The sequence below is a fragment of the Streptomyces apricus genome (genome assembly GCF_008369065.1).
Taxonomy (GTDB): domain Bacteria; phylum Actinomycetota; class Actinomycetes; order Streptomycetales; family Streptomycetaceae; genus Streptomyces; species Streptomyces apricus.
Genome location: NZ_VDFC01000058.1, coordinates 66,627 through 89,477 on the forward strand (window position 1 = coordinate 66,627; position 22,851 = coordinate 89,477).

The following is a 22,851-nucleotide window of genomic DNA, read 5'->3' on the forward strand; positions in this document are numbered from 1 at the left end:
CGACCCGCCTCCGCCCCCTCTCCCGCACGTCTTTGCGTCTTCCGCCCCTCCTGCCTGCCGGACCGTCCTCGCGCGGCGGTCCGGGAACGCGAAAGAAGGCTGAATCATGGCCACAGCGCCCCCGTCGACGTACAGCGCCGTCACCCTGAACATCAACGGCGAGAAGCACACGCTGACCGTCGACCACCGCACCACCCTGCTCGACGCCCTGCGCGAGCGCCTCGACATGACCGGCACCAAGAAGGGCTGCGACCAGGGGCAGTGCGGGGCCTGTACGGTCCTGCTCGACAAACGCCGGGCCGTCGCCTGCCTGCAGCTGGCGGTGGCGGCCGAGGGCCGGGAGATCACCACCATCGAGGGCGTCGCCGAGGGCGACCGGCTGCACCCCGTGCAGCAGGCGTTCCTCGACCTCGACGGCTACCAGTGCGGCTACTGCACGCCCGGCCAGATCTGTTCCGCCGTCGCGGTCATCGAGGAGCACGCGGCCGGCTGGCCGAGCGCCGCCACCGACGACGTACGCCCCGAAGCGGGGCCACCGCCCCTGACCGCCGAGGAGATCCGCGAGCGGATGAGCGGCAACCTGTGCCGCTGCGGCGCCTACGTGTCGATCGTGCAGGCGGTCGCCCGCGCGGCCGAGGCCGACGCGCGAGCCGCCCAGGATGCACCGGACACCCAGGGCGCACCGGCCGCGCAGGGCACCGAGCACGAGGGAGCGGCGGCATGAAGGAATTCGGATACGAGCGCGCCGCCGACGTCTCCGGCGCCCTCGCCCTGCTCGACGCCGACCCCGACGCCCGGTTCCTGGGCGGCGGCACCAACCTCGTCGACCTGATGAAGACCGGCGTCGAACGGCCCGCCCGCCTCGTCGACGTGCGCGAACTGCCGCTGGACCGGATCGAGTCCACCGAGGACGGCGGCCTGCACATCGGCGCGACCGTCACCAACAGCGACCTCGCGGCCCACCCCGACGTGCGCCGCCGCTACCCGGCCCTCACCCAGGCGGTCCTGGCCGGCGCCTCCGGCCAGCTGCGCAACATGGCCACCGTCGGCGGGAACCTCCTGCAGCGCACCCGCTGCGGCTACTTCGCCGACGTGTCCAAGCCCTGCAACAAGCGCGTGCCCGGCAGCGGCTGCCCCGCCATCGAGGGCGAGCACCACAACCACGCGATCCTGGGCGCCTCCGACCACTGCGTGGCGACCCACCCCTCCGACCTGGGCGTCGCGCTGGCGGCCTTCGACGCCGTCGTCTCCTACGAGACGACGGACGGACCGGGCGAGCTGCCCCTGACCGACCTCTACCTGCCGGTGGGCGACACCCCGCACCTGGAGACCGCCCTGCCGCCGGGCGCGCTGATCACCGGCGTCACCCTGCCGCCCGCCCCGGCCGGCGCCGTCTCCCGCTACCGCAAGGTGCGCGAGCGGGCCTCGTACGCCTTCGCGATCGGCTCGATCGCCGCCGCCCTCGACGTCCGGGACGGCGTGGTGCACGAGGTGCGCCTCGCCTTCGGGGCGGTCGCGTCCCGGCCCTGGCGGGCCCGCGCGGCCGAAGCGGCCCTGACCGGCGGACCGGTCGACGCCGCCGCCTTCGCCGCGGCCGCCGACGCCGAACTCGCGGCTGCCGAGCCGCTGCCGCACAACGGATACAAGGTGACACTGATGCGCAACCTCGTCGTCGCCGTACTGAGCGAGCTCGCCGAGGAGGCCGCCCGATGACCACCACCACGACCGGCACCACGACCGGCGGCACGGCCGTGCGGGCCGTCGGCACCGCGCACAGCCGTGTGGAGGGCCGCGACAAGGTCACCGGCGCGGCCCGCTACGCGGCCGAGATCCCCTTCACCGAACTGGCCTACGGCTGGCTGGTGCTGTCGACGGTCACCCGCGGCCGCATCAGCTCCGTCGAGGACGCCCCGGTCCTCGCCATGCCGGGCGTCCTCGCCGTCCTGCACCACGGCAACGCCCCGCGCGTCGACATCGACTACGTCGGGATGCTCGGCATGCGGCCGGACCCGACCGTCGCCGTCTTCCAGCACGACCGGGTGCCCCACGCGGGCTGGCCGGTGGCGCTGGTCGTCGCCGAGACCTCCGAGCAGGCCAGGGAGGCCGCCGAGGCGCTGGTCGTCCACTACGAGGAGGAGCCGCACGACGTCGCCTTCTCCGCGGGGCACGCCGACGCGTACTCCATGCCCGGCCCCGCCGGACCGGGCGTGACGGGCAAGGGCGACCTGGAGGCTCAACTGGCCGCGTCCTCCTTCGTCCTGGACGCCGAGTACTCCACGCCGGAGGAGCACCACAACCCGATGGAGCCCCACGCGGCGACGGCCCACTGGGACGGCGGCCGGCTGGAGGTCGTGGACTCCAACCAGGGCACCATCTGGGTCGCGGCCGAACTCGCGAGTCTCTTCTCGCTCGACCCGGCCTCGGTGCACGTGCGCTCCGAGCACGTCGGCGGCGGCTTCGGCAGCAAGGGCGTGCGCGCCCACCAGGTGGCCGCGGTGATGGCCGCTACCGTCCTGTCGCGCCCCGTCCGCGTCGCCATGACCCGCCGTCAGATGTTCTCGCTCGCCGGCTACCGCAGTCCCACGACCCAGCGGGTGCGGCTGGGCGTCGACGCCGCGGGACGGCTGCTCGCGCTGGAGCACAGCTGCCTGAGCCTGACCTCGACCGTCCACGAGTTCATCGAGTCGGGCGCGGGTCCGGCGCGGGTGATGTACGACGCCCCCGCCCACCACACCGCCAACCGGGTCGTACGGCTCGACGTGCCGAGCCCGACGTTCATGCGCGCCCCCGGCGAGGCGCCCGGATCGTTCGCGCTGGAGTCGGCGCTCGACGAGCTCGCCGAGAAGAGCGGCATCGACCCGATCGAGCTGCGCGTGCGCAACGAGCCCGAGGTCGGCCCGGTCTCGGGGCTGCCGTTCAGCAGCCGCAACCTGACCGCCTGCTTCCGCGAGGGCGCCCGCCGGTTCGGCTGGGCCGACCGCGACCCGCGTCCCGGGCTGCGCCGGGAGGGCCGCTGGCTGCTCGGCACCGGGACGGCGGCGGCCTCCTTCTTCGCGGGGGCCGCGCCGTCCACGGCCGCCGCGACGGCCGAGGCCGACGGCACCTTCACCGTACGGATCAACGCCGCCGACATCGGGACCGGCGCCCGGACCGCGCTCACCCTGGTCGCCGCCGACGCGCTCCAGGTGCCGACCGACCGGGTGCGCGTGCGGATCGGCGACAGCGACTTCGGACCGGCGATGATCGCCGGCGGCTCGATGGGTACCCGGTCGTGGGCCTGGGCGGTCACGGCCGCCGCCGAGGAACTGCGGGAGCGGATGGCCCTGAGCGACGGCATCCCGCCGGAGGGCATCACCGTGCGGTCGGACACCACCGCGGCCGTCGGCGCCCTCGCGCAGAAGGAACGGCACTCCTTCGGGGCGCAGTTCGCCGAGGTCGCCGTGGACGTGGCCACCGGAGAGGTCCGGGTGCGCCGGATGCTCGGCATCTTCGCCGCCGGCAAGATCGTCAACCCGCTCACGGCCCGAGGCCAGTTCACCGGCGGGATGATCTGGGGCATCTCCATGGCCCTGCACGAGGAGGCGGTGCGCGACCGGAACACGGGCGCCCTCTACGGCGCCGACCTCGCGGGCTACCACGTCGCCTCCAACGCCGACGTGCCGCTCGTCGAGGCGGACTGGGTCGACGACCCGGACCCGGACGACCCGGTCGGCATCAAGGGCATCGGCGAGATCGGCATCGTGGGCGCCGCCGCGGCGATCGCCAACGCCGTCTGGCACGCGACCGGCGTACGCCACCGGCAGCTGCCCATCCGGCCCGACCGCGTCATCCGGGCGGACGCCCATGCTTGACATCGCCGACGAGCTGGCGCGCTGGACCGAGGAGGGCCGCGCGTTCGCCGTCGCCACCGTCGTGTCCGTCGGCGGCAGCGCGCCGCGCGGCCCGGGCGCCGCGCTCGCCGTCGACAGCGCGGGCACGGTGATCGGCTCGGTCTCCGGCGGCTGCGTGGAGGGGGCGGTCTACGACCTGTGCCTCCAGGCCCTGGAGGACGGCACGAGTGTCGTGGAGCGGTTCGGCTACAGCGACGAGGACGCCTTCGCGGTCGGGCTGACCTGCGGCGGGGTGCTGGACATCATGGTCACCCCGGTCGGCGCGGACGCGCCGGTCCGCGAGGTGTTCCGGGCGGCCCTGTCGGCCGCCGCCGCGGGCGAACCCAGGGCCCTGGCCCGGGTCGTCCGCGGCCCGGCGGACCTCCTGGGCAAGGCCCTGCTGGTGCACCCCGACGGCTCGTACGAGGGCTCGTACGACAGCGGCGCCCCGGAGCTGGACCGGACGGCGGCGGCCGAGGCCAGGGCGCTGCTGGACGCCGGCCGCACCGGCACCCTCGACCTCTCCGAGGACGGTACGCACTGTCCCGGCGGGCTCACCCTGCTCGTCGAGTCGAACGTGCCGCCGCCGCGCATGATCGTGTTCGGCGCCATCGACTTCGCGGCGGCGCTGGTGCGGGCGGGCAAGTTCCTCGGGTACCACGTGACGGTGTGCGACGCCCGGCCCGTCTTCGCCACGAAGGCGCGCTTCCCCGAGGCGGACGACCTGGTCGTCGACTGGCCGCACCGCTATCTGCGGGGTACGGAGACCGACGGGCGCACGGTCCTGTGCGTGCTCACCCACGACGCCAAGTTCGACATCCCGCTGCTGGAGCAGGCCCTGCGGATGCCGGTCGCGTTCGTCGGGGCGATGGGCTCGCGCCGCACCCACGCGGACCGCGACCGGCGCCTGCGCGAAGCCGGCCTGACCCAGGCGGAGCTGTCCCGCCTCAGGTCGCCGATCGGCCTGGACCTCGGCGCCCGCKCCCCGGAGGAGACGGCCCTGTCCATCGCGGCGGAGATCGTCGCGTCCCGCCGGGGCGGCACGGGGGTCCCCCTGACGGACTCGGACACCCCGATCCACCGGGAGGCGGCAGAAGCCGCCTGACATCGGACCGGTGGGGGCTGCCGGTCCCGGCGGCCCGTCAGGGGCGCGGGGCCGTACCGATATGCGGCTCCGCCGCGCGGGCGCGACAAGCCCCCACCGGCCCGCACGTACCCGGCACCCCCCGGCAGGGGTCAAGCGACGGCCCTGAACGACCGCAGCGGCGGCTCCACGGCGCACGCGCACCGGGAAGGAGCCGCCGCTTCGTCCGTTCCGTCCGTCAGACGCGGTCGGCCACGATCAGCAGGTACTGGAAGCTGCCGTTGCGGTAGGCGTCGAGGAACGTCTTCTCGATGCCGGTGACCAGATGGGCGGCCTGTTCGCGCAGTTCCCAGTAGGGGATCGTGTCCGCGGTCAGGTCCTGCACGTGGACGGGGACGAGCCGGTTGCGGGCCATCGCGCGGAAGTACTCCGAGCGCGGGTGGATGTCGCAGATGTAGTGGGCGTTGATCAGCGACACCTCGCGCGAGGCCCGTCCGTAGGTGTCGTTGTAGCAGCCCGTGATCGTCACGTACCGTCCGCCGCGGCGCAGCAGCCGCGCGTGCTCGGCGAAGAGCAGCTCCAGCTCGACGTACATGGTGGACTCGTTGTTCCACGAGGCCGCGTACGCGCCCGTGGCGAGGCCGGTGTCCAGCATGTTCCGGTGGTGGTAGCGCACCTTGTCGTCGATGTTCCGCTTGCGGGCCTGCTCGTTGGCGAAGTCGGCCTGCTTGCGGGACAGCGTCACGCCGTCGGTGTGGCAGCCGTGGCGCAGGTGGGCCACCACGCTGCCGCCGCCGCGCCCGCAGCCGGCGTCGAAGACCCGGTCGGCGGGGGAGAGGTCACCGAGGTGGGAGGCGAGGAGCTCGGCCTGGGCCTGCTCCAGCCGGTGCAGCTCGGCGGTGACCCGCTCGCGGTGCCCGGCCGGGACCTCGCCCGTGCGGCCCGCGTCCGCGACCTCGGCCAGTACGGACGGGTCGACGGCCCCGATGCCGTAGTGGTGGTGGTAGAGGTCGTCGATCCTGCCCAGTTCCAGGTTGACCGGGTTCTCCTCAGCGTTCCAGTAGTCCGCGACGCGGGTCTGGTACGTCGACTGGTACGTGGACCGGTGCGTGGACTGGCTCGGCACCGGTGCCGTCCCGGTCCCGGACGTGGGCTGTGCGGCGGTGTCGGTGCCGGTTTCTGCGATGGTCAAGGAGCGCTCCTCATGGTGCGTCGGCGATGGGACGGGACGAGGCGGGTCGGGCCGCGTCACCAGTAGTTGGGCAGGTGGTAGCGGTGTGTGTTGGTGGCGTGCCACTCGTGGTTGCCGGACACCCACGCGGCCAGGCCCTCGGCGTAGCGGGCGACGAGGGGCGAGGTGGCCGACAGGGCTGCCGACTCCTCCTCGAAGGCCTCCATGATCCTGTTGTGGATCTCGACGGACTCCAGGTAGGCGGCCTTCAGCCCGCACCGCTCGTTGGCGGCGACGACCTGCGGCAGGTTCAGGTGGGTGGGGTCCTTCGCCAGTTCCTTGGTGTAGGAGTACAGGTCGTTGACGATCGTGGTCGCGTTGCAGGCGAGCGCGGTGATCCGCTGGATCTCGGGCCGGGCGTACAGGAGCTCGGGCAGCTCGTAGCCGTCCACGGCGTCGACGATCGACAGACAGGGCCGGAAGTTGTTGAACTGCCGCATGACCAGGTACTCCCAGACCTTCGGCACGTACCGGGTCTCGGACCAGGCGGCCTCGGCGAGGTAGCCGAGGTGCAGCCGGGCCAGGTCGTGCACGAGGCGGCCGGTCTGGCTGGGCGTGGCCAGCTCCCCGTAGTCGCGCACGGCGTGGTGGTACGAGCGCAGCGGCCCGTCCGCCTCCATGCCGCCGCGCCACTCCTCCTCCAGCTCGGGGGTGCCGTGGTACGGGTCGAGCGCCGACTGGGCCATGATCAGCCGTCCGCCCAGCCCGCGCGAGGAACCCCCTCGGCCCTCGACCTCCTCGCAGTAGCAGTCGTCGACGACGTTCTCCGCGAGCAGCAGCTTCCCGGCCGCCATCAGATGGTCGAGGCCCACCGCGCCGGGGTGCTGGAGCACGACGGCCCGGCCGAACTGGAAGCCGGCGAAGTCCCCGGTCCAGCTCTGCGGGAACAGGTCGAGCGAGCGGGCCCAGGCTTCGAGGCCGGCGTCGATCTCCGCGGCCTTCGCCGGGTCGGCGGGCACGGCGGGCCGGTACCGCAGCCCCGGGACCGCGCCGCTAGGGGGGCGGGTGACGAGACCGGCGAGGCCCGGCGGCCCGGGCAGGCGCGGTGGCTCAGCCGGGCGCGGTGGCTCAGGCGGGCGTGGTGCCTCGGGCAGGCGTAGTGGCTCGGGCGGGCGTGGTGGTTCGGGTAGTCGCGGTGCCGTGCCGGACACGGTGGGCGCGTTCACTCGGCGGTCCGCCCGACCTGGACGTTCTCCAGGATCCCCGCCGCGTCCGGTACGAGGATCGCCAGCGAGTAGTAGGCGGTCACCAGGTAGTTCACGATCGCGGTGCTGTCGATGCCCATGAACCGCACATTCAGGCCGGGCTGGAACTCCTCGGGGATGCCCGTCTGGTACAGGCCGACGACGCCCTGGTCGGCCTCGCCGGTGCGCAGCGCGATGACGCTGCTCGTGTGGTGCGGGCCGATCGGGATCTTGCCGCAGGGCAGGAAAGGCACCCCGCGCCACGCGGGCACCTGGTGTCCCTCGATGTCGGTCGTGCCGGGCATGAGCCCGCGCCGGTTGCACTGCCGGAAGAAGGCCGCGATCACCTTCGGGTGGGCCAGGAACACGCGGGTCTTGCGGCGCATCGACAGCAGTTCGTCGAGGTCGTCCGGTGTCGGCGGACCGGAAGAGGTGCTGATGCGCTGGCCGTGGTCGACGTTGTGCAGCAGGCCGAACTCGCGGTTGTTGACCAGCTCCCACTCCTGGCGCTCGCGGATCTCCTCGACGGTCAGGCGCAGTTGCTGCTCGGTCTGGTTCATCGGGCTGTTGTAGAGGTCCGCGATCCGGGTGTGGACGCGCAGGACCGTCTGGGTGAGCGACAGTTCGTACTCGCGCGGAGCGAGGTCGTAGTCGACGAAACCGCCGGGCAGGACCGGTTCGCCCACGTGGCCCGCCTGCAGCGGGACCTCGGCCTCGCCCTTGCGGTTCACGGGCCTGCTCTGCCGCTCGGCGAACGCGGCCAGCTGCGCGGAGAAGGACGGCGTGCGGGCCGCGAACCGCTCCAGGGTGTCCCAGTTGAGCGCCAGCACCACGCCCGCGGTCTCGGCCCGCACCGAGCTGCGCCAGCGCGGGTCCTCCTCCCCGATGGCCTCGTCGCCGAGACCGGCGCCGTCCGTGACGATCCCGGTGACCTGCTCCTCGCCGTACTCGCCGCTGGTGTAACGGGTGAAACGGCCGTGGACGACGAGGAACGCCTCGGTGACGGGCTGACCTTCGTCGCACAGGAGCTGGCCGGCGCGCACCTCCCGCACCCGGAAGCGCGAGGCGAGCTCGGCGAGCGCCGCCGTGTCGGTGTAGCCGCGCAGGGCGGGCAATTCGGTGAGGGTCTGGGGGACGACCTTGATGTCGTCCGCACCGTTGTGGTCGAACTGCACCCGGCCCCGGCCGACCCGCAGCTGCAGCCGCCGGTTCACCCGGTAGGTGCCGCCCTTGACGTCCACCCACGGCAGCGTCTTCAGCAGCCACCGCGAGGTGATGGCCTGCATCTGCGGGGCGGACTTGGCGGTGGTGGCGAGCCGGCGCGCGGCCTGGGTGCCGAGACTGGTGAGCTGCTCGTCGCCGGCGCCGGGCGCGGCGGCGCTGTCGGGTGGGCTTTCCGGGACGGTCACATGTCCTCCGGGACGTGATCCGAGTACGGGTGGGGCGCCTGGACAATGCGGGGCGCCTGTAAAGCCAAACAGCCATCCGTGGCGGCCGGGAACCGCGTGAAAGGGGCGTGTTCGCGCCTCGGGAGTGAAGATCCACCGCAGGAAGCGGAACGGCGGCGGCCCCGCACACCCGCGCGGGGTAACCACCCCTATGCACCTGTTTCACCCTTGAGTCCGGTTTGGGATCGGGGTGTGCGAGACGGGCCGGTCGATGTTCGCCCCGTCCGGGTGAGGACCGGTCTTGCCCGGCCGCCGGAAAGGCGGCACACTGACACCGAACGAATGGTCGGTAGGGAAGCGGGTATCGATGACCACGACGCACTCGGCCGAGACGCCCGAGGCACCTGAGGTGTCCGGGACATCCGGAGCGCCCGGAACATCCGGAGCGCACGGAACGTCCGGGGCACCGGCAGCATCCGGGGCGCCCCTCCCGGAGCAGGCGTTGCAGGAGCACTTCGACGCGACGATCGCGCGGGACCAGCGCGTCGAGCCCCGCGACTGGATGCCCGACGGCTACCGCAGGACGCTCGTGCGGCAGATCGCGCAGCATGCGCACTCGGAGATCATCGGCATGCAGCCCGAGGGCGAGTGGATCACCCGCGCCCCGTCCCTGCGCCGCAAGGCCATCCTGTTCGCGAAGGTCCAGGACGAGGCTGGCCACGGGCTGTACCTGTACTCGGCCGCCGAGACGCTGGGCGCCGACCGCGCCGACCTGACCGAGCGCCTGATCGAGGGGCGCCAGAAGTACTCGTCGATCTTCAACTACCCGACCCCGACGTTCGCCGACGTCGGCGTGATCGGCTGGTTCGTCGACGGCGCGGCGATCTGCAACCAGGTGCCGCTGTGCCGCAGTTCGTACGGGCCCTACGCGCGCGCGATGGTGCGCATCTGCAAGGAGGAGTCGTTCCACCAGCGGCAGGGCTACGAGCTGCTGATGACGATGATGCGCGGCACCGGGGCGCAGCGTGCCATGGTCCAGGATGCGGTGGACCGCTGGTGGTGGCCCTCGCTCATGATGTTCGGCCCGCCCGACGGGGACTCGCCCAACTCGGCCGCCTCCATGGCCTGGAAGATCAAGCGGCACAGCAACGACGAACTGCGGCAGCGGTTCGTGGACATGACCGTCCCGCAGGCCGAGAAGCTCGGTGTCACCCTCCCCGACCCGGACCTGCGCTGGAACGCGGAGCGCGGCCGGCACGACTTCGGCACCCCCGACTGGTCCGAGCTCAAGCGGGTCATCGGCGGCGACGGGCCGTGCAACGCCGAGCGCACGGAGCGCCGCAGGTCCGCCCACGAGGAGGGCGCCTGGGTGCGGGAGGCGGCCACGGCCCACGCGGCCAAGCAGGAGCGGCGCGCCCGCGCACAGGAAGGAGCGGTGGCATGAGCGACACCCACGGCACCCGAGGCACCGGCACCGATGGCACCCACGGCACCGATGGCACTCGCAGCACCGAAGGCGCCCCGAAGCGCGACTGGCCGCTGTACGAGGTCTTCGTACGCGGCAAGCGCGGACTGAACCACGTCCACGTGGGCTCCCTGCACGCCGCTGACGACACGATGGCGCTCACCCATGCGCGCGACCTCTACACCCGCCGCAACGAGGGCGTCTCGATCTGGGTGGTGCGCTCGGAGCACATCGCCGCCTCCACGCGCGACGAGAAGGACCCCTTCTTCGCGCCGAGCGCCGACAAGGTCTACCGCCACCCGACCTTCTACGACATCCCCGACGACGTCCCGCACATCTAGAGGAGCAGGGCATGAGCGACGACCATGTCTACCTGTCCCTCGCCGAGGGGCACGAGGACGACACCCGCTGGGCGTACGGCACCGGCTTCGAGGACCCGCTGCACGGCGTGGACACCACCGTGCCCGAGGGCGTCGACACCGGCCGGCTGGCCGCGCAGTGCGTGGCCCTCGCCGACGACGCCCTGGTGAGCGCCCAGCGGCTCGCCGAGTGGACCACGCGCGCCCCGGAGCTGGAGGAGGAGGTCGCGCTCGCCAACATCGGCCTCGACCTCCTCGGCCAGGCCCGCCTGCTCTACGCGCGCGCAGGCCGCACCGACGGCACCGGCCGCGACGAGGACGCGTACGCCTACTTCCGCGATCCGGCGGAGTTCCGGAACGTCCGCCTGGCCGAACTGCCGAACGGGGACTTCGCGTTCTCGCTCGTGCGGCTGCTGGTGCTGTCCAGCTGGCGGCTCGCGCACTTCGGGGAGCTGTCCTCGCACCCCGACCCGGTCCTCGCGGCCGTCGCGGCGAAGGGCGTCAAGGAGCTGACGTACCACCGGCAGTACGCGGCCGAGTGGGTCGTGCGCCTCGGCGACGGCACACCGGAGTCGCACCGCCGCACCCGCCGGGCGGTCGAGCAGGTGGCGCCCTACTTCGGCGAGCTGTTCACGGCGTACGACGCGCGCGACGAGGTGGCCGCCGTCCTGCGGCAGGTCACGGAGGCGGCCGGGCTGCCCATGCCGGTGTACCGCCCGCTGCCCGGCTCCGGCCGCGCCGGGGAGCACACCGAGCACCTCGCGCCGCTCCTCGCCGAGCTGCAGGGCGTGGCCAGGGCGCACCCGGGGGCGACGTGGTGACCGCCGTGCAGGACGTACAGCGTGCCTGGCGGATCGCGGAGCAGGTGCCGGACCCCGAGCTGCCCATGCTCACGCTGGCCGACCTCGGTGTGCTGCGCGGGGTCGAGATGACCGCCGACGGCACCGTGGTGGCGCGGCTGACGCCGACCTACTCGGGCTGCCCCGCGATGGCCGAGATGCGCGCGGACGTGGCGGCGCGGCTGCGCGGCGCGGGGTACGCGCGCGTGGAGATCCGTACGGTCCTGGACCCGCCGTGGACCAGCGACTGGATCACCCCGCAGGGCCGCCGCAAGCTCACCGAGCACGGCATCGCGCCGCCGGGGGCCGCGCCCCGGCGCGCGGCGGGCCCGGTGCCCCTCGTCCTGATGCCCGCCCGGCGCACGGTGGCCTGCCCGCGCTGCGGTGCGGCGGACACCGAGGAGACCTCCCGCTTCGCCGCCACGTCCTGCAAGGCGCTGTACCGCTGCCGCGCCTGCCGCGAGCCGTTCGAGTACGTCAAGGAGATCTGATGGAAGGCCTGAGGGAAGAGCCGGCGGCGACGGCGGGGGCGTCCGCCTCCGCGCCGGTGCCCGCGCGCGTGCGCCGCCGTCCTGCCTTCCACGCCCTGCGCGTCGCCGCCGTGCAGCGGCTSTGCGAGGACGCGGCGGCCGTGAGCTTCGAGATCCCCGCGGAGCTGGCGGCGGAGTTCGCCTTCGCGCCCGGGCAGTCGCTGACGCTGCGGCGCGTGGTCGACGGACGGGACGAGCGGCGCTCGTACTCGATCTGCTCCCCGGCCGGCGCGGCGCCGCGCATCGGGGTGCGGGTGGTGCCGGGCGGTCTGTTCTCGGCGTGGCTGGTGCGCGAGGTGCGCCCCGGCGACACGGTCGAGGTGATGGCGCCCACCGGCGCGTTCACCCCCGACCTCACCGCGCCCGGCCACCACGTGCTGGTCGCGGCCGGCTCCGGCGTGACGCCGATGCTCTCCATCGCGGAGTCGGTCCTGGCCGCGGACCCGCGCTCGGCGGTCACCCTGTTCTACGGCAACCGGCGCACGGACACCGTGATGTTCGCCGACGAACTGGCGGACCTCAAGGACCTGTACCCGGCCCGGTTCCAGCTCGCCCACGTGCTGTCCCGCGAGCCCCGCGAGGCCGAGGTGCTCTCCGGCCGCATCGACGCGGAGCGGCTCGCGGCGCTCGTCGACTCCCTGGTCGACGTGCGGACGGCGGACCACTGGTGGCTGTGCGGACCGCAGGGCATGGTCCTCGACGCCCAGCGGGTCCTGGCGGGCCTCGGCGTGCCCGGCGACCGCGTCCACCGGGAGCTGTTCCATGCCGACGACGAGCCCGTACGGGAGGTGCGTCACGAGGAGGCGGCCGCGGACGGGCCCGTCAGTCAGGTCACCGTCACCCTCGACGGCCGCTCCACCACGTCCGCCCTGGCCAGGGACCTGAGCATCCTGGAGGGCGCCCAGCGCACCCGCCCCGACCTGCCCTTCGCCTGCAAGGGCGGTGTCTGCGGCACCTGCCGGGCCCTGGTCACCGACGGCAAGGCCGACATGCGCCGCAACTTCGCCTTGGAGGACGCGGAGGTGGCCGAGGGATACGTCCTGACCTGCCAGTCCTTCCCGGTCTCCGAGGCCCTGACCGTGGACTACGACAGCTGAAGGGCGAAGGACCGGCTCGGGGGCCGTCCATCGGGACGGCCCCCGAGGCGACTCATAAATCCGCCTTATGAGGTCATAGATCCAGCCCGGCTACAAGCTTAGGTCACCCTTAGTTTAGGCTCCTTGGTGAGTACATCTGATCACCGCTCGAAGGGAACCTGATCATGCCTCGCCCTCTGCGGGTAGCCATAGTCGGAGCCGGCCCTGCCGGGATCTACGCCGCCGACGCGCTGATGAAGTCCGCAGTGGCCGCCGAGCCCGGTGTCTCCATCGACCTCTTCGAGCGGATGCCGGCCCCCTTCGGGCTCATCCGTTACGGCGTCGCCCCCGACCACCCGCGCATCAAGGGCATCATCACGGCCCTGCACCAGGTGCTCGACAAGCCGCAGATCCGCCTCTTCGGCAACGTCGACTACCCTGGTGACATCAACCTGGACGACCTGCGTGCCTTCTACGACGCGGTGATCTTCTCCACCGGGGCGACGGCCGACCGCGCGCTCGACATCCCCGGCATCGGGCTCGACGGCTCGTACGGCGCGGCGGACTTCGTCTCCTGGTACGACGGGCACCCGGACGTGCCGCGCACCTGGCCGCTGGAGGCCGAGAAGGTCGCCGTGCTCGGCGTCGGCAACGTGGCGCTCGACGTGGCGCGCATCCTCGCCAAGACCGCCGAGGAACTGCTGCCGACCGAGATCCCGCCGAACGTCCACGAGGGGCTGAAGGCCAACAAGGCGCTGGAGGTCCACGTCTTCGGCCGCCGCGGCCCGGCGCAGGCGAAGTTCAGCCCGATGGAGCTGCGGGAGCTGGACCACTCGCCGAACATCGAGGTCATCGTCGACCCCGAGGACATCGACTACGACGAGGGCTCGATCGCCACCCGGCGCGGCAACAAGCAGGCCGACATGGTCGCGAAGACCCTGGAGAACTGGGCGATCCGCGACGTCGGCGACCGTCCGCACAAGCTGTTCCTGCACTTCTTCGAGTCGCCGGCCGAGATCCTCGGTGAGGACGGCAAGGTCGTCGGGCTGCGCACCGAGCGCACCGCCCTGGACGGCACCGGCAACGTCAAGGGCACCGGCGAGTTCAAGGACTGGGAGATCGGCGCCGTCTACCGGGCCGTCGGCTACCTCTCCGACAAGCTGCCCAAGCTGCCCTGGGACGTCGCGTCGGGCACCGTCCCGGACAAGGCGGGACGGGTGATCGAGGAGACCGGCGAGCACCTGCGCTCGACGTACGTCACGGGCTGGATCCGACGCGGTCCGGTGGGCCTCATCGGCCACACCAAGGGCGACGCCAACGAGACGGTCGCCAGCCTCCTGGACGACCACGCGAACGGCCGCCTGGTGACGCCCGCGTCGCCGGAGCCCGAGGCGGTGGACGCGTTCCTGGCCGACCGGAACGTCCGCTTCACCACCTGGGACGGCTGGTACCGCCTGGACGCCGCGGAGAAGGCGCTGGGCGAGCCCCAGGGCCGCGAGCGCGTGAAGCTCGTGGAGCGCGAGGACATGCTGGGGGCGAGCGGCGCGTAGCCGCAGCTCCGCAGGGCCGCGGTCCTGCGGCTTCCGACACGAGAGACAAGGGGTTGGCCCCGCCGTCACGGCGGGGCCAACCCCTTTTTCGCGTCCCCGCTTGCTTTGTGAAACCGATCGGTTTACGGTTCTGAGCAACAGGAAACCGATCGGTTTCCGCATTCGGATCGGAGAAGGTCATGACCGCGATCGAGGGTTCCGTCGTCCTGGTCACCGGCGGCGGCAGGGGGATCGGCAAGGCCCTGGTGGACGGGCTCTTCGAGCGCGGGGCGAAGAAGGTGTACGCCACCGCCCGCGACCCGCGCACGGTCAAGGACACCCGGGCCGTACCGCTGGCCCTGGAGGTCACCGACCCCGCGTCCGTCGCGGCCGCCGCCGAGCGGGCCCAGGACGTCACCGTCCTGATCAACAACGCCGGTGTCTCCATGCACACGTCGTTCCTGGAGTCGCCGGTCGACGACGTGCGCAAGGACTTCGAGACGAACTTCTACGGGCCGCTGCTCACCGCCCGGGCGTTCGTCCCCGTGATCGAGCGCAACGGCGGCGGCCACATCCTCAACGTCCACTCCGTGCTCTCGTGGATCGGTCTGGCCGGCTCGTACAGCGCGTCCAAGGCGGCGCTCTGGTCCCAGACCAACTCCCTGCGGCTGGACCTCGCGCCGCGCGGGATCGGCGTCACCGGACTGCACGTCGGGTACGTCGACACGGACATGACCGCGGCGATCGACGCCCCCAAGTCCACGCCGGCGGACGTCGCGGCCCAGGCGCTCGACGGCATCGAGAGCGGGGCCTTCGAGGTGCTCGCCGACGACCTGACCCGACAGGTCAAGTCCGGTCTGTCGGCCGACCTCTCGGTCCTGTACCCCCAGCTCGTCGCCTGACCGTCCGGGCGGTACACCGATCGGTCTCGGTCCGCCCTCCCGCGGAGGTAACCTCGCCCCATGGCCACCAGCACGGACAAGACGTCCACCAGGGACCGGCTGCTCGACGCGGCCACCGAGCTCTTCTACCGCGACGGCGTCTCGATCGGCGTGGAGGCGCTGTGCCGGGCGGCCGGGGTGTCCAAGCGCTCGATGTACCAGCTCTTCGCGAGCAAGGACGAGGTGCTGGCGGCGAGCCTGGAGCGGCGGGCGCCGGAGTACGGGCGGCGGCTGGGCCTGAGCGCGGAGGAGTCCGAACCGCCGCGACCGCCGCGGGAACGGATCCTGCACGTCTTCGAGCAGCTCGAAGCGGCCTCGGTGCAGGACGACTACCGGGGGTGCCCGTTCCTGTCGGCGCTGGTCGAGCTGAAGGACCCCGGGCACCCGGCGAGCGTCGTCGCCCTGCGGGCCAAGGGCGCCCTGGTCGAGACCTTCCGCGCCGAGGCCGAACGGGGCGGCGCGAAGGACCCGGACCTCCTGGCCCGCCAACTGGCCCTGATCTTCGACGGAGCCAGCGCGAGAGCAGGCGCCGGAGCGGAAACCCTCCAGGGCCTGACCAAGACAACGGCCGCCACCCTCCTGGACGCCGCAGGCATGAACTAGCCCCGAAAGGGGCACGGGGAACGGCGCGCTCAACCACATCCGGCGCGCAGCCGACACACAACCTGGCCCCCACCCCCTCAGGGGCGCGGGGAGCTGCGCGCTCAGCCACGACCCGCGCGCAGACGACACACAACCCTGCGCCCCCCCAACCCCCCGCACCAAACACTCAGCCCCGCGCGGCCAGCGCAACCGCCTCAACCAACGGCAGCACCCGAGCCCGCACCCGCTCCCGCAGCACCACCTCGGTCCGCGTACGGACCACCCCCGGCAGGCTGATCAGCACCTGGATCACATCCTCCAGGTRCCCGTTGTCCCGCGCCACGACCCGCGTCAGCAGATCCCCGCCCCCGGTGATCGAGAACGCCTCGATGATCTCCGGCACGCCCGCCAGCGCGTCCCCCACCTCGTCCAGATGCCCCTGGGTCACCTCGACGTGCACGAACGCGAGCACCGGATGCCCCAGCGCGGCCGGCGACAGCGAAGGCCCCGTCCCGGTGATCACCCCGTCCCGCTCCAGCCGGTCGAGCCGCGCCTGCAGCGTCCCCCGGGCCACCCCCAGGATCCGGGCGTACTCCCGCACGCTCGTGCGCGGCTGCTCCAGCAGCAACCGCAGGATCCGCGTGTCGAGTTCGTCCACCGCCATGGTCCGTTGGCCTCCCTGTGATCTTGGGTGATCGTCCGTGACTGTACCAACGGTCCAGTGGGGCGGCCGCCGGTTGAGCCACCACCCCCCACCTGCCTAACGTAGGGGTACTGATGGCGCCGCGCAGCGCCGGGCGGCGAGGAAGCCGTACCGGCCCCGCGGCGCCATTCGCATGAGGATCCCGCGGACCGATCGAACGAGACAGGGGCGGACTGCCGACGGTGAAGAAGATGTTCATGGCCCCCGACCCGGGCCTGCTGCGGATGCGGATCGCGCTGCGCGCGGTCCTCGGCATCGGCCTCGCGGTGACCGCCTCGGAGCTGGCCGGGCTCTCCCTGCCCGCCTCGATCACCGGCGGCCTCGCCGCGCTGCTCGCGCTGTTCACGGTCGGCGACCCGACCGTGCGCGGCCAGGCGCTCACGACCGCCCTGCTGCCCGCCGTCGGCTTCCCCGTCCTCGCCCTCGCGGCCGTCCTGCACACGGTGCCGACCGTCCGCGACGCCGTCTGGCTGGCCGTCGTCCTCGGCGGGGTCTACGCCCGCCGCTGGGGCCCCCGCGGCCACGCGCTCGGCATCTTCGCCTTCATGACCTTCTTCATCAGCCAGTTCCTGCACACCGCCCCCCGCCAGCTCCCGGAGCTGTACGCCGCCATGGCGATCTCGCTGGCGGCGTCCTCGGCGGTGCGGTTCGGCGCGTGGTGCGTCGAACGGCGCACGCCGCCGCCGGCCGTGCCCGCCGCACCGGCCGGCCGCGGCCTCTCCCGGCCGACCACCCGCCAGGCCTTCCAGGCGACGGCCGCCTGCGCGTTCGCGATCGCCGCGGGCCAGCTCCTCTCGCACGAGCGCTGGTACTGGGCCGTCGGCACCGCCTGGTGGATCTTCGTCAACACCTCCTCCCGCGGCGAGACCCTGGTACGCGGCTTCCGGCGCGTCGTCGGCACGGTCACCGGCATCGCGGCCGGACTCCTGGCCGTCGTGCCCCTGAACGGCGCCCCCGCGCCCACGGCGGCGCTCGTGGCCGTCTGCGTCTGGGGCATCTTCTACACCGCACCGCTCTCGTACAGCTGGATGATGTTCTTCGTCACCGTGCTGGCGGGCCTGCTGTACGGGCTGCTCGGCGTCCTCGACCCGGCGCTGCTGGGCCTGCGGGTCCTGGAGACCGCGGCCGGCGCGCTCGGCGCCGTGCTCGCCGTCGCGCTGGTCCTGCCGGTCACCACGCACGCGGTCACCGACCGCTGGGTGGACCAGGCGGTGCGCGCCGTGCACGGCTGCACCGCGACGGCGGCCCGGCGGCTGGCCGGCGACCCGGGCGCCGACCCCGCCCCGCAGGCGGCGGAGCTGGAGGCCGTGCTGGGCCGGGTCCGCTTCGCGCTCGCCCCGCTGGTGCACCCGCTCAACCCGGTGCGGGCCCGCAAGGAACGCGCCCGCCAGGTGCTCGCCCTCCTCGACGACTGCGCCCGGGAGGCACGGGGCCTCGTGGCCGTGGCCGCCGACCCCGCCGCCTCCCACGACGCCCGTCTCACCGCCGCCTGCGGGCGCGTCGAGGCCGCGGTGGAGGTCCTGGTCGGCGCGGTCCCGGAGCGCGCCGTGACGGCGGCCGGGGAGGCGCCCGGCCACCACCCCGGGGCCGAGCAGGCCCTCGCGCACCTGCACAACCTGGAACGCGCGCTCGGCGCGCTGGCCGCGCCGCTGCGGGGCCCGCTCGCGAGCGCCTGAGCGCAGTCGGCGCCGTGCGCCGTCCGGAGGCACCTGCCGGGACGCGCGGCGGAAGACGGCAGGGTCCAGGTTTGGTCTAGGCCATTCGCTGCTACCGTCGCCCTCAAGGACGCAGCCCGCAGGACGCAGCACCGGGCCGCGGCACGAAGGACGTGGCACGAAGGACGTGGCACCGAGAGGGGACGCAGTGACGGACGGCGACGGACGGCAGCGGCGGGCGTACATCGGCTCCTTCACCGCGGCGGGAGGCCTGGGCGTGCTCACCGCCGCCGTGGACGGGGAGACGGGTGCCCTGACGCTGCTGAGCGCCGTGGACAGCGTCGCCGACCCCTCCTACCTGGCCCTGTCGCCCGCCGGGGACATGCTCTACGCGGTCAGCGAGACGACGCAGGGCGCGGTCGCCGCCTACCGCGTGAAGGGCGACGAGCCGGTCCTGTCCGGCGCGCCGGTATCCGTCGGCGGCAGCGGGCCCACGCACCTGAGCCTCTTCGACGGGCACGTCCTGACCGCCAACTACGGCTCGGGCAGCGTCAGCGCCGTGCCCGTGCGGCACGACGGCGGCCTCGGGGCCGTCGCGGACGTGCTGCGGCACGAGGGCGCGGGCCCGCACGCCCAGCGCCAGCAGGGCCCGCACGCCCACCACGTCCAGCCCGACCCGAGCCGCCGGTGGGCGGTGAGCGTCGACCTCGGCACCGACTCGGTACGGGTGTGCGCCCTGCGGGACGGCGCCCTCGCCCTGCACCGGGAGATCGCGCTGCGGCCCGGTTCGGGCCCCCGCCACCTGGCCTTCCACCCGGACGGCGAACGCGCGTACGTCCTCAACGAACTCTCGCCGACCGTGACCGCGTGCCGGTGGGACGCCGTCCGGGGCGCGCTCAGGCCGGTGGGGGAGACCGCCGTGCTGCCCGACCTCCCGGAGGGCGACGCCTACCCCTCCGGCATCGTCGTGTCGCCCGACGGCCGCTTCGTCTGGACCGCGACACGCGGCCAGGACGTCGTCTCGGTCCTCGTGCCCACGGCGGCCGACGCGGGGCTGAAGCTGGTCGCCACGGTGTCCTGCGGCGGTGTCTGGCCGCGGGCGCTCGCCCTCGACCCGACGGGCCGCTTCCTGTACGTGGCCAACGAGCGCTCCGGGAACGTCGCGTGGTTCCGGGTGGACCCCGACACGGGCCTGCCGCAGCGCGGCGGATCGGTCAAGGTGCCCGCGGCGTCCTGCGTGGTCCTCGACTGACGGAGGGGTCCGGCAACCCCGAAGGGCCCGGCTCCGGAGACGGAGCGGGCCCTTCGGGGTTGATGCGTACGAGCGGCTCCGGCCGACGGTCCGGCCGACGGTCCGGCCGCGGCCCGGCCGGACCTAGCGGACCGGCGCGCCCTGCTGCTGCGGCGGCGTGATCCCGAGCGCCGTCATGTACTTCGCGAGCGCCAGCTTGCCGATCGCGGGGTACGCGCCCAGCGCCTCGGCGGCGGAGCAGTCCGCCTCCTTCGCGGCCTCGTCGAGCAGGCCCGCGTCCAGCTCGGGGCCGATCAGGTAGGGAGCGAGCGCCAGCTGCTGGGAGCCCGCGTTGCGCAGCTGCTCGGCGGTGGCCGCGATCGAGCCCTCCTCGTCGAGCGCCGCCGCCATCACGGGCACGGCGAGCCGCGCGGCCAGCAGCATGCCGGTGATGCCGGCCGCCTGCACGGCCTCGTCGCCGCCCACGGACGCCAGGATGATGCCGTCCGCGGCCGTCGCCACGGTGAACAGCCTGGCCCGGTCGGCACGCGCCAGACCCGCCTCGGACAGGCGCACGTGCAGCGCCTCCGCGAGCAGCGGGTGCGGGCCGAGGACGTCGGTCAGGTCGGCCGCGACGCGGCTGTCCATGACGGCCTGGCGGACCCGGCGCAGCAGCGCCCCGTCCGGGCCCGCGAGCAGCGGCACGACCACGGCCACGGGGCCGTCGGGCTCCACCGCGTCCGCACCGGCCTCACGCGCCTGCTCGAAGCGCGCGACGCGCTCCTCGGAGGCGTGCGCGAGCACCGACTGGAGCGTCGGGAACTCCTCGTCGTCCCCGTCCAGGTACCCGATGCGGGCGTCGAGGCCGGGCAGCTCGGAGCGTGCGATGCTCACGACCTCCTCGGCGAGGCTGCGGGTGGCGGCGCTGGGCGTGCCCGGCACCGCGAGGACGAGCGCGGGCGCGCCCTCGGGAGCCGCCAGCGGTTCCGGTCGGCGGTGCCGGCCGGGCTGGCGGGGTCGCGGCATTCGTACTGGCAGGCCGGACGCGGGCCCAGTGGGGGAGCTCATGGCGCCGAATGTTACTGGTTTCCTGGGCTCCCCTGTTCGGGGAGGGTCCAGGTGAGCGGTATCCGTCCGGTTTTGTCTGATGAGTTGCGTACGGATCGATCTCCCTGCCTGCCGGGGGATCACGGTGTGCGATCACGGGAACGCGTGTCCGAGGCGTCCGGGCCGTCCGGGGTGTCCGTCACGACGTACAGCATGCTGTCGTCGCGCGGCAGCGCCAGGCGGCCGGCGGCCAGGTCGGAGGCGATGCCGGCGGCGCCGTCGAGCGGATCGCCCGCGGCCGGCACCTGCCGCGCGTGCGGCAGCCGGTCCGTCAGGGCGGCCCGCAGGGGTACGAGGAGGGGGTCGCCCATCCTGAACAGTCCACCGGTGAGGGCGAGGCGGACCTCTCCGGCCGTCCCGCCGGCCCCCGCGGACGCGGACGCAGCCTCGGTCTCGGCCTCGGCGGGCGCGGGGCACACCGCGGCGGCCGAGTCGGCGATGTGCCGGGCCGCGGCGGCCAGGACGCCCACCGCCACCGGGTCGCCGTCACCGGCGCAGGCGGCGACCGCGGGCGCGAAGGACGCCAGCACGGCGGGCCGGTCCGGGCGCGGGTAGAGCTGTCCCGGCAGCGCCGGCGCGGACCCGAACGCCTCCTCGGCGTACGACAGCAGCGGGAGCGAACCGCCGGGCCGCCCGTCGTAGGCGCGCAGCGCCGCGTCGAGGCCCGCCTGCCCGATCCATGCCCCGCTGCCGCTGTCGCCGAGCAGATGCCCCCACCCGTCCGCCCTGCGCCACTCCCGCAGGTCCGTGCCGATCGCGATCATCCCGGTGCCGGCCGCGACGACCGCGCCCACCCGCTGCCCGAGCGCACCCGTGTAGGCCGCGACGGCGTCGGCGACCAGGGCCAGCCGCCGTACGCCGAGTTCGCGGGCCAGCGCCGGGTACAGGTCGGCGCGCAGCGAGTCGCCCAGCGTGGTGAGGCCGGCGGCGCCCACGGCGGCGGCCCGGAGCGTGCCGACCCCGGCACCGGCCATCAACCGCCGCGCCATCGGTACCAGTTGCTCCAGCAGATGCCCGGCGTCGATGCCGCGCGCCGCGGTGCGCACCGGTTCCCGGGAGGTCAGCGGTTCGGTGACCGGGCCCCCGTCGGGGACCAGTACGACCCGCAGTCCGGAGCCGCCGGAGTCCACCGCGAGGACGCCCGACCCGTCGGCGGTACCGGTCACGGGACGCGACACGCTGCACCCCTCTCCCGTGACCGGCTGCCCGGTCACGCACGATCCGGCCGGTCCGCGCGACCGGTCCGACCGGCTCGGCTGGTCCGGTCGGCCCGCGGGACCTCGGCGAGGAGGAAGAGTAGCGCCCGGCGGGCGCTCCCGGTGCGCGGACCGTACCGCGTACGCGCACTGTCGGTGCGTGCCAGTAGAGTGACGCGCCGTGGCACCACGACCTTTACACGAACTTGTCGAGCCGGGCTGGGCGAAGGCCCTCGAACCGGTGGCCGGACGCATCGCCGCGATGGGCGACTTCCTGCGGGCCGAGATCGCGGCCGGCCGGACCTACCTGCCGGCGGGGGCGCACGTCCTGCGGGCCTTCCAGCAGCCCTTCGACGACGTCCGCGTCCTCATCGTCGGCCAGGACCCCTATCCCACGCCGGGCATGGCCATCGGGCTGAGCTTCGCGGTGGCGCCCGAGGTGCGGTCGCTCCCGGGCAGCCTGGAGAACATCTACCGGGAACTCCACACGGACCTCGGACTGCCCAGGCCGTCCAACGGCGACCTCACCCCGTGGACCGAGCAGGGGGTGCTGCTGCTCAACAGGGCGCTCACGACGGCTCCGCGCAAGCCGGCGGCGCACCGCGGCAAGGGCTGGGAGGAGGTCACGGAGCAGGCGATCCGGGCCCTGGCGGCGCGCGGGAAACCGCTGGTGTCGATCCTGTGGGGCCGTGACGCCCGCAACGCACGGCCCCTGCTGGGCGACCTGCCCTCGGTGGAGTCGGCGCACCCGTCGCCGATGTCGGCGGACCGCGGCTTCTTCGGCTCACGCCCCTTCAGCCGGACCAACGACCTGCTGGTCCGCCAGGGAGCGCAGCCGGTGAACTGGCAGCTGCCCTGAGTCCGGTGCGCTGATCGTGGCCG

The 22,851-nt window shown here is 73.7% G+C and carries 21 protein-coding genes; 15 read left to right on the forward strand and 6 right to left on the reverse strand.

The annotated features are described in order from the left end of the window. Window positions 1-106 precede the first annotated feature (106 nt). The 4 genes from FGF04_RS31925 to FGF04_RS31940 are packed head-to-tail and all read left to right on the forward strand — an operon-like array spanning window position 107 to window position 4,974. Entirely contained in the window at window positions 107-724 is a 618-nt protein-coding gene (locus FGF04_RS31925) for a 2Fe-2S iron-sulfur cluster-binding protein (protein WP_149514856.1), read from the forward strand. Then, on the forward strand, window positions 721-1,713 hold the full coding sequence (locus FGF04_RS31930) for an FAD binding domain-containing protein (protein WP_149514857.1): 993 nt from the start codon (window positions 721-723) through the stop codon (window positions 1,711-1,713). The genes FGF04_RS31925 and FGF04_RS31930 overlap by 4 nt, the downstream gene beginning before the upstream one ends. Next, entirely contained in the window at window positions 1,710-3,851 is a 2,142-nt protein-coding gene (locus tag FGF04_RS31935; protein ID WP_149514858.1) for a xanthine dehydrogenase family protein molybdopterin-binding subunit, read from the forward strand. The genes FGF04_RS31930 and FGF04_RS31935 overlap by 4 nt, the downstream gene beginning before the upstream one ends. Further along, window positions 3,844-4,974 (forward strand): XdhC family protein, encoded by a 1,131-nt coding sequence (locus tag FGF04_RS31940; RefSeq protein WP_149514859.1) that lies wholly within the window; start codon window positions 3,844-3,846, stop codon window positions 4,972-4,974. The genes FGF04_RS31935 and FGF04_RS31940 overlap by 8 nt, the downstream gene beginning before the upstream one ends. Before the next feature lie 217 nt (window positions 4,975-5,191). Here FGF04_RS31940 and FGF04_RS31945 read toward each other — a convergent pair whose 3' ends face one another. The 3 genes from FGF04_RS31945 to FGF04_RS31955 form a co-directional block, all read right to left on the reverse strand. Continuing rightward, window positions 5,192-6,145 (reverse strand): geranyl diphosphate 2-C-methyltransferase, encoded by a 954-nt coding sequence (locus FGF04_RS31945; protein ID WP_408055693.1) that lies wholly within the window; start codon window positions 6,143-6,145, stop codon window positions 5,192-5,194. Window positions 6,146-6,201: 56 nt separating this feature from the next. After that, a complete protein-coding gene (locus FGF04_RS31950; protein ID WP_223146423.1) occupies window positions 6,202-7,278 on the reverse strand; it encodes a family 2 encapsulin nanocompartment cargo protein terpene cyclase in 1,077 nt (358 codons plus the stop codon). Between the two features lie 68 nt (window positions 7,279-7,346). Further along, window positions 7,347-8,777, reverse strand: coding sequence for a family 2B encapsulin nanocompartment shell protein (locus tag FGF04_RS31955; RefSeq protein WP_149514860.1), 1,431 nt, complete (start codon window positions 8,775-8,777; stop codon window positions 7,347-7,349). A gap of 346 nt (window positions 8,778-9,123) precedes the next feature. On the opposite strand from FGF04_RS31955, the gene paaA reads away from it, so the two are divergent. From paaA to FGF04_RS31995, 8 genes are all read left to right on the forward strand, one after another. Then, complete coding sequence (gene paaA, locus FGF04_RS31960; RefSeq protein ID WP_408055694.1) at window positions 9,124-10,200, forward strand: 1,2-phenylacetyl-CoA epoxidase subunit PaaA; 1,077 nt, start codon at window positions 9,124-9,126, stop codon at window positions 10,198-10,200. Then, entirely contained in the window at window positions 10,197-10,562 is a 366-nt protein-coding gene (gene paaB, locus FGF04_RS31965; protein ID WP_235882610.1) for a 1,2-phenylacetyl-CoA epoxidase subunit PaaB, read from the forward strand. Before paaA ends, paaB begins: the two co-directional genes overlap by 4 nt. Before the next feature lie 11 nt (window positions 10,563-10,573). Continuing rightward, on the forward strand, window positions 10,574-11,401 hold the full coding sequence (gene paaC, locus FGF04_RS31970) for a 1,2-phenylacetyl-CoA epoxidase subunit PaaC (RefSeq protein ID WP_149514862.1): 828 nt from the start codon (window positions 10,574-10,576) through the stop codon (window positions 11,399-11,401). Then, window positions 11,398-11,910 carry a 1,2-phenylacetyl-CoA epoxidase subunit PaaD gene (paaD, locus tag FGF04_RS31975; RefSeq protein WP_408055695.1) on the forward strand — a complete coding sequence of 171 codons (513 nt, stop codon included), beginning with the start codon at window positions 11,398-11,400 and terminating at the stop codon, window positions 11,908-11,910. Before paaC ends, paaD begins: the two co-directional genes overlap by 4 nt. Next, window positions 11,910-13,046 carry a 1,2-phenylacetyl-CoA epoxidase subunit PaaE gene (gene paaE, locus FGF04_RS31980; protein ID WP_149514864.1) on the forward strand — a complete coding sequence of 379 codons (1,137 nt, stop codon included), beginning with the start codon at window positions 11,910-11,912 and terminating at the stop codon, window positions 13,044-13,046. Before paaD ends, paaE begins: the two co-directional genes overlap by 1 nt. A 164-nt stretch (window positions 13,047-13,210) precedes the next feature. Beyond that, entirely contained in the window at window positions 13,211-14,575 is a 1,365-nt protein-coding gene (locus FGF04_RS31985; protein WP_149514865.1) for an FAD-dependent oxidoreductase, read from the forward strand. A gap of 179 nt (window positions 14,576-14,754) precedes the next feature. Next, the gene (locus FGF04_RS31990) at window positions 14,755-15,456 is read left to right on the forward strand and encodes an SDR family oxidoreductase (RefSeq protein ID WP_149514866.1); all 702 of its coding nucleotides are present in this window, start codon (window positions 14,755-14,757) and stop codon (window positions 15,454-15,456) included. Window positions 15,457-15,516: 60 nt separating this feature from the next. Beyond that, window positions 15,517-16,098 carry a TetR/AcrR family transcriptional regulator gene (locus FGF04_RS31995; RefSeq protein ID WP_149514867.1) on the forward strand — a complete coding sequence of 194 codons (582 nt, stop codon included), beginning with the start codon at window positions 15,517-15,519 and terminating at the stop codon, window positions 16,096-16,098. Between the two features lie 166 nt (window positions 16,099-16,264). On the opposite strand, the gene FGF04_RS32000 is transcribed toward FGF04_RS31995, so the two are convergent. Next, window positions 16,265-16,741, reverse strand: a complete 477-nt coding sequence (locus FGF04_RS32000; RefSeq protein WP_149514868.1) for an Lrp/AsnC family transcriptional regulator — start codon at window positions 16,739-16,741, stop codon at window positions 16,265-16,267. A gap of 230 nt (window positions 16,742-16,971) precedes the next feature. Here FGF04_RS32000 and FGF04_RS32005 point away from each other — a divergent pair, with 230 nt between their 5' ends. After that, complete coding sequence (locus tag FGF04_RS32005) at window positions 16,972-18,456, forward strand: FUSC family protein (protein WP_149514968.1); 1,485 nt, start codon at window positions 16,972-16,974, stop codon at window positions 18,454-18,456. 187 nt (window positions 18,457-18,643) lie between these two features. Further along, window positions 18,644-19,687 (forward strand): lactonase family protein, encoded by a 1,044-nt coding sequence (locus tag FGF04_RS32010; RefSeq protein WP_149514869.1) that lies wholly within the window; start codon window positions 18,644-18,646, stop codon window positions 19,685-19,687. A gap of 123 nt (window positions 19,688-19,810) precedes the next feature. Here the strand turns inward: FGF04_RS32010 and FGF04_RS32015 are convergent, their stop codons facing one another. Together FGF04_RS32015 and FGF04_RS32020 are read right to left on the reverse strand one after the other, a co-directional pair. Beyond that, window positions 19,811-20,734 carry a sirohydrochlorin chelatase gene (locus FGF04_RS32015; RefSeq protein ID WP_149514870.1) on the reverse strand — a complete coding sequence of 308 codons (924 nt, stop codon included), beginning with the start codon at window positions 20,732-20,734 and terminating at the stop codon, window positions 19,811-19,813. Window positions 20,735-20,853: 119 nt separating this feature from the next. Then, window positions 20,854-21,951 (reverse strand): N-acetylglucosamine kinase, encoded by a 1,098-nt coding sequence (locus FGF04_RS32020; protein WP_235882611.1) that lies wholly within the window; start codon window positions 21,949-21,951, stop codon window positions 20,854-20,856. A 199-nt stretch (window positions 21,952-22,150) separates the two neighbouring features. On the opposite strand from FGF04_RS32020, the gene FGF04_RS32025 reads away from it, so the two are divergent. Further along, entirely contained in the window at window positions 22,151-22,828 is a 678-nt protein-coding gene (locus FGF04_RS32025) for a uracil-DNA glycosylase (RefSeq protein WP_149514871.1), read from the forward strand. The last annotated feature ends 23 nt before the right edge of the window (window positions 22,829-22,851 follow it).